At 66.2% G+C, this 6,293-nt stretch carries 5 protein-coding genes and 1 pseudogene; 4 read left to right on the top strand and 2 right to left on the bottom strand.

Translation table 11 applies throughout. The annotated features are described in order from the left end of the window. Nucleotides 1-1,431 (top strand): annotated as a pseudogene (locus ACLP4W_RS23625) (serine/threonine-protein kinase); the annotation flags it as partial. A gap of 382 nt (nt 1,432-1,813) precedes the next feature. On the opposite strand, the gene ACLP4W_RS23620 reads toward ACLP4W_RS23625, so the two are convergent. Beyond that, nucleotides 1,814-2,152, bottom strand: coding sequence for a GMC oxidoreductase (locus ACLP4W_RS23620; protein ID WP_442389822.1), 339 nt, complete (start codon nt 2,150-2,152; stop codon nt 1,814-1,816). A gap of 406 nt (nt 2,153-2,558) precedes the next feature. On the opposite strand from ACLP4W_RS23620, the gene otsB (ACLP4W_RS23615) reads away from it, so the two are divergent. Both otsB (ACLP4W_RS23615) and otsB (ACLP4W_RS23610) read left to right on the top strand, forming a co-directional pair. Then, nucleotides 2,559-3,563 carry a trehalose-phosphatase gene (gene otsB, locus ACLP4W_RS23615; protein WP_442389821.1) on the top strand — a complete coding sequence of 335 codons (1,005 nt, stop codon included), beginning with the start codon at nt 2,559-2,561 and terminating at the stop codon, nt 3,561-3,563. Further along, nucleotides 3,517-4,005, top strand: coding sequence for a trehalose-phosphatase (gene otsB / locus ACLP4W_RS23610; RefSeq protein ID WP_442389820.1), 489 nt, complete (start codon nt 3,517-3,519; stop codon nt 4,003-4,005). Before otsB (ACLP4W_RS23615) ends, otsB (ACLP4W_RS23610) begins: the two co-directional genes overlap by 47 nt. A gap of 171 nt (nt 4,006-4,176) precedes the next feature. Here otsB (ACLP4W_RS23610) and ACLP4W_RS23605 read toward each other — a convergent pair whose 3' ends face one another. Beyond that, the gene (locus ACLP4W_RS23605) at nt 4,177-5,568 is read right to left on the bottom strand and encodes a wax ester/triacylglycerol synthase family O-acyltransferase (RefSeq protein ID WP_442389819.1); all 1,392 of its coding nucleotides are present in this window, start codon (nt 5,566-5,568) and stop codon (nt 4,177-4,179) included. A gap of 481 nt (nt 5,569-6,049) precedes the next feature. Between ACLP4W_RS23605 and ACLP4W_RS23600 the strand changes: the two genes are divergently transcribed. Next, a complete protein-coding gene (locus ACLP4W_RS23600) occupies nt 6,050-6,229 on the top strand; it encodes a hypothetical protein (protein WP_442365815.1) in 180 nt (59 codons plus the stop codon). The last annotated feature ends 64 nt before the right edge of the window (nt 6,230-6,293 follow it).

Genomic DNA, 6,293 nt, shown 5'->3' with positions numbered 1-6,293 from the left:
CGGCTTGTTCCTGCAGTCATCGACGACGACCCGAATTGGTTCCGCTTCCACCAGATGTTCGCCGAGTTTCTGCGCCGTCGACTCGAACGTGACCGGCCCGACCGGGTCGAACAACTCCATCTCGCCGCATCGGCGTGGTTCACCGAAAACGGCTACCTCAACGAGGCCGTCGACCAAGCGCTGGCTGCGGGGGATCCCGCCCGCGCGGTTGACCTTGTCGAGCAGGATCAGACAAACCTGCTCGAGCAATCGAAGATGACAACGCTGCTCGGGATCGTCAAGAAGCTGCCAACACAGCTGGTGGTTTCGCGACCTCGGCTCCAGCTCGTCATCGCCTGGGCGAATATCCTGTTGCAACGTACGGCGCTCACCGACGGCGCGCTGAATCGCTTCGAGGCGGCCCTGGGCCGGACAGACCTCTCCGATGCGACACGGGCAGATCTGCGAGCCGAGGCGGACGTGGTGCGAGCAGTCGCCGAAACCCTCGCCGATCGGGTCGAGGGCGTGGACGATCTAGTCGCCGAAGCAATGTCGAGACCAGACACCCTGCATCCGCGGGTTCCCGGGAGCGCCGGAAATGCCGCGGCGTTCGCCGCGATCTACCGCTTCGACTTCGACGCCGCGCACCGGCTGCTTGATTGGGCCGCGCCCTACCAGGAGATGATGGGACCGTTCTCCACCGTTTATGGACGCAGCTTGGGTGGCATCGCCGCCAGGTATCAGCTCGACATTCCCGCCGCCCTGAATAACTTCCGAGAAGCATTCGAGATCTCCACCAAAGTCGGGCCCCACTCGCACGCGGCGCGGCTCGCGGGTGCGCTTCTCGGCGAATTGCTCTACGAGAAGGGCGACCTCGCCGAGGCCACGCGTCTACTGGACGAAAGCTATCTGCTCGGATCCGAGGGTGGCGGAGTGGATTATTTGGCCGCCAGGTACGTGATCGGTGCGCGGATCACAGCAGCACAGGGGGATCACGGGTCTGCGGTCGACCGTCTCGCCGCCGGCGCGAAGGCCGCGGACCACCTGCGGCTGCCGCGTCTTGGCGCCCGGATCAACAATGAGCGCATCCGGCTGGGCATCGAGCTCCCGCAGACGGTTGCCGCCGGTTTGCGATCGCCCCGCACCATCCCCCGCGACAATGGAATCGCCACGTTGACAGCCGAACTCGACGAGAACTCCGGGGTGCGCCTGCTATCCGCGAGCGATTCTGCGGACGACCGCGAGCAGGCGTGCCGACGGGCCGCCGACCTGGCCGCCGGAATCGACGGCGAGCGCAGACCCCTGGCGGGGCTGCAGGCACAACTGCTCCTCATCGAAACGCTCACGGCCGCCGGCCGGGCGGCTGACGCCCAAAACGAACTGGCGCCGGTCTCTGCGAAGTGTGCCGAACTCGGGCTGTCACGTCTGCTGGTCGATGCGGGACTCGCGTAGAGCGAAGACAAGCCTGCGGGACGCCTGCGGTCAGCCCGCCGACCGCAAGACCATCGCTGACCGCGGCCCGACCTGCCCTGCCGGAGTGAACCCGCACCCTGAGTCGCGCCTGGTACGCAACATTTGACGCCGCTTGTCAATTCGCTCAGTGGCGGGGCTCCCGTCTGTACACAAAGCCCAAGAACCCGGCCCAACCAACCATGACGAGATAAGTCACAACGAGGGGTGGCCGCTACTGCGTCGCGCATCGAATTCGTCTCTGCGCGGCAGCCCCCACCTTGTGCTGCAGCAGCACACCCCAGGCAAGGTCAAGACAGCAAAGCACCGCAAAACCAATATGAACAGGCTGACCGTGACGGGAGGTATCGAGGTCCGTCAGGTGTCAATGTTGGTTGAGCATGTTGGAGGCCGTGCGGTGCGCGAGGACCATCGTGGACACCATGGGGTTGACCCCGGAGCAGCTGGGCATTCCGCTGGCGTCGGCGATCCAGACCCCGGTCGTGTCGTGCAGCTCGCCGTTCGGTTTCGCGACGGAGGTCTGCGGGTCGCTGCCCAGCTTGGCGCTGCACATCTGGTGGGCATTGAACACCGGGGTACCACCCGGGCCGATCGGGACCTGGTTGACCTTCTCGATGAACGCCTCGAGGTCCTCGCCGCGGTTCCAGGGCGGGAAGGGCTGGCCGGCGAGGAAGATCTGTTGCGCACCTGCGGCCTCTTGCATGCGGATCGATGTCGCCGCGGCTTCGCGGAAGTACGCCGATCGAGTTCGTCGGTGAACGGGTACCAGTGGGTGGACTGACCGTTCTCGTCGATGGTGACGGTGCCGGCGCCGCGGTCCTTGACGAGAAACACCCAGTCGGCTCGGTACCGATATTTGCGGGTGAGCTCCTTGTGCTGTGGACCGAACCTGCAGTTGTTGTGCGCAAAGTGCGCGAGAAAGTGTCCACAAACTTGGGGTTCGGGGGCCAAGCGTTACAGCGGTGGCTGCCGCGGCTGGGAGTGGACCCGCGAACGCCCTACGAGCAATCCACAACTGCGCGTTGCGGATCACGCGACCAGCGAGCCCACTCCAGCCGAACAGTCCGTCCTGTGGAAACCAACCATCTGTCGGCGCGCCGGTCGATACGGTGGCCGATAGCATCCTTTCGATTGCCCAGCGCGCCGATCAGCTCGAGCAAGGAGCACTAACCGTGCAGCTGCCGGTCACCATCGATCCGCGCTACCACGACGCGGTGCTTTTCGACCTCGACGGGGTGGTGACCGGTGGGTTCTGTAACCCGTTGGTCGACGGTGTACCGGTGCTCGATTCGATGGTCAACCTGGTCCGGCGGTTGCACGACGCCGGTATAGCCACGGCCGCCTACTCCTCGGGCCGCGACTGGGAACAAGCCCCCGTAGCCGCCCGGATTGATGACCTGTTCCCCGTCCGCGTTGACGGCGTCGCGTCGGACGGGCTCGGGTCATCCGGCAAGCCGGAGCCGGCACTGCTGCTCGAAGCCGCGCGGCGACTCGATGTGCCACCGGAGCGGTCAGTCGTAATCGAGGACAGCGACGCGGGGGCAGAGGCGGGACGCGACGGCGGATTCGGACTTGTGATCGTCGTCGACGGGACCCGGCATGCCGACGAAGTGGCGCGGTGCGACGCAGACGCAGTGGTCGCCGACCTGCGGGACGTCACGGTTCGGACCGGTGACAAGCGCATGTCGGAAATTCCGAACGCGCTGGAGTCCTATGGTCAGCTCGTCGGGATCATCGGCGCTCGGAAGCCGGTGGCGTTTTTCGACTTCGATGGCACGCTTTCCGAAATCGCATCCGACCCGGACACGGCCACGCTCGTCGACGGAGCGGCCGAGGCACTGGAGCACCTGGCGGCGGACTGGCCGGTGGTCGTGTTGAGCGGCCGCGATCTGGTGGATGTCCAGAGCCGGGTCGGGATACCCGGCATCTGGTATGCCGGGAGCGACGGTCTTGAGCTCACGGCGCCGGACGGCAGCTATCACCACAACGACGAGGCCGCCGCCACGGTGCCGACCCTGGAACGTGCGGCCGGCGCGCTGAGCGACGGGCTGGCGCAAACCCCCGGGGGTGCGCTTGGAGCACAAGCGCTTCGCGGTCGCCGTCCATTACCGTGAGGTCGCACCGGAACGCGTCGCAGAGATCGTCGCGGCAACGTATCGGCTCGGAAAGCGGATGGGCCTGCGGGCGTCGACGGGCCGCAAGGTGATTGAGTTGCGGCCCGATATCGAGTGGGACAAGGGCGCCACGCTGGCCTGGATCCGCGGTCTGATCGACGAAACGGGTTCGCTGCTGCCGGTCTACCTCGGCGATGACCTCACCGACGAAGCCGCGTTCGACGCGGTTCGCTTCGACGGCATCGGAATCGTCGTCCGCCGACGCCGAAATGGCCCTGCACGAGCACGCCGCGATCCAAGCCGTCGGACAAGGCGCCGCCGGCTGAACGGGGCTGCAGCACGTCAGTACGCCAAGATGCCGGGGGCCGCCGCCGCTGCCGGCCCCGGCCGGTTCCAGTCGTTCCTCAGGAATGTACAAGTGCGATCGCTGTCGGGGCGATGACCTGCGAGTCAAACCGCGCGATTTGCGAGCTTTCTCCGGCGCGGCCGAGGCAGCAGGTCCGCCTGTTTCAGCGGTTTTCGCGTCGTTCGATGGTGCAACGGCACGACTGAAAATCGTTGCGCGGAGCTCTGGTTCCTCAACGGTCACGCGCGCGGCGACCGTGCGTCGCCCCTACGCCTGCGCGAGCGAACGCAGCGCGTTGAACTCGTCCAGCAGCGTGCTCTGCACCACGTCGAGGTCGGGCATCGCGGCGCGATCCGCGTTGATACCGAAGAACAGCTTCCCGTCGTAGGAGAGGATGGCGAGTGCAAGCGCATGGTCGGCAGCGAGCGGGACGAGCGGCACGATCCCGCGCAGGCGGGCGTCGAGCGCGTAGAGCGGGAACTGCGGCCCCGGGATGTTCGTGATGGTGATGTTGAACAGCCTTGCGGCGAAGAACATCTCCGCGATCCGCCCATGGAGCACCGGCGGTACCGGCTCGGTGATGGCGAAGATGGTCGAAGTTCCGAGCGCCATGGTGCCGGACTTCAGGGCCTCGGTCGCAGCCCGGGTCTTGTCGTAGCGCCGGCGGTCGTCCGGCTCGCCGATCGGAAGATCGACGAACAGCGAGCTCACCTGGTTGCCGAGGCTCGTGTGGTCGTCGCCGCGGGTGTTGACGGGCACCATCGCCCGCAGGGGACGCTCGAGCGGCTCACCCCGCTGCTTGAGCAGGCGCCGCAAGGCGCCCGTGGTAAGCGCGAGCACGATGTCGTTGACGGTGCCCCCGAGCGCCTGCTTGATCTGCTTCACCGCGGCCAAGTCGATCGACACTGACGTGAAGCGGCGAGTCGTGCCGATCGGCACGTTGAGCGAGGACTCACGCGTCGCATGCAGTTCGTCCTGCCAGACGACGTTCCCCATGGCGACCGCCGCCTCACCTGCCCGCACCAGCCGGCTCGGGTGACGCGCGATGTCGATAGCAGCGCGCGCCGCGGCCACCGCCGGTGAGAGCAGGCCCGGCAGCGCAGAGCGATCGGCGCCGTCGTCCGGCTCGCTCGGCTGAGGAGCCGGACGCGGGCCCGGATGTGGCTCCGTGTCGAGGAGGACATATCCGATGTCCATCGCACCGACGCCGTCGACCATGGCATGGTGCATCTTGGTCGCAAGCATCCACCGGCCACCCTCGAGTCCGTCGACAAGGGCCATCTCCCAGAGCGGTCGGGCGCGGTCGAGGCGGTGCGACCAGAAGTCGCCGAGCCAATCGTGCAGCTCTGCATGACTGCCCGGGGCCGGCAACGTCGCATGGCGCACGTGGGCGGTGAGCTCGAAGGTCGGATCCGAGACCCATGCCGGCCGGTGCAGCCCCTCGACGCGCGGCTCCGAGAGTCGTGCGCTGAACCGCGGCAGCATCGCGAGGCGCTCCTCCAGCAGCGCCAGGAGCTCCTGGTGCGACGGCGCTCCGCCGTCTGCCCTCGGATCGAAGAGGAGGGCGGCGCCCGTGTGCATCAACGCCCCTTCATCGAGCTGCTCGAGCTCCAAGAAAGCCGCGTCGAGCGAGTTCAGGCTCTCCCTGCGCATCGCCATGAAGCAATGGTAGGGCCCGACCGGCGATGTGACCGCAAATACTGGTTTGTTTACCACGTCTCAGAGACGGGTAGATCTCCGCGGCGGCTAGGTGTGAAAAACCTTTTCTGCACCCCCTAGCCCCTGGGTCGGAGAGCTTCCTTGTGGTCCTGACCTCAGTGCGGACCGATCGCCTAACATGACCACCTAGGAACCGAGTTGGTCGCCATTTACACCGACGTTGGGACGCAACCCCTGAGGTTCCGCCGCTCACGGTCCGTAGTGAACCCGCAACGGGGGGCTCAAGATACCGGGTTTTGCACCCGACCCACCAGATTGTGCGTTTTACGACAGAAAGATTGACCGAAACCTGTTGATCGTCGGTCAATATAACTGTCGCATCGCAGGTACAGCGGGCGCCGTACCGCAACTTAATTGTCTGAGGACAGTTCGCTGCCTACACACTGTCGCCACATTCGTGCAGGTCGATAGAGTGGAGTTCGTGGCTGGCTTCCCTGATACCCCGTCCGACCCGGCCGTGGTCGTCCTCAACCCCGATGAGGAGATCACGCCGGAGTCTTTCGCCGCATGGCTTGATCGTCGTCAGGCGGGGGAACCGGTTGATCCCGGGGTGCGGGCAGCTGACACCCTCGCCGAAGCGCGCGCCGCTGGCGAGGTGTGAACCCGGTCGTCATCGACGCCTCCGCTGGCGTCGAGCTGGCCGCCGACACGCTTCGCGGGCGAGC

Source organism: Mycobacterium sp. (genome assembly GCF_052145595.1).
In the GTDB taxonomy this organism is placed as follows: domain Bacteria; phylum Actinomycetota; class Actinomycetes; order Mycobacteriales; family Mycobacteriaceae; genus Mycobacterium.
The sequence above is the reverse complement of the archived record's forward strand: the minus strand, read 5'-3'. Positions and strand labels throughout refer to the sequence as shown.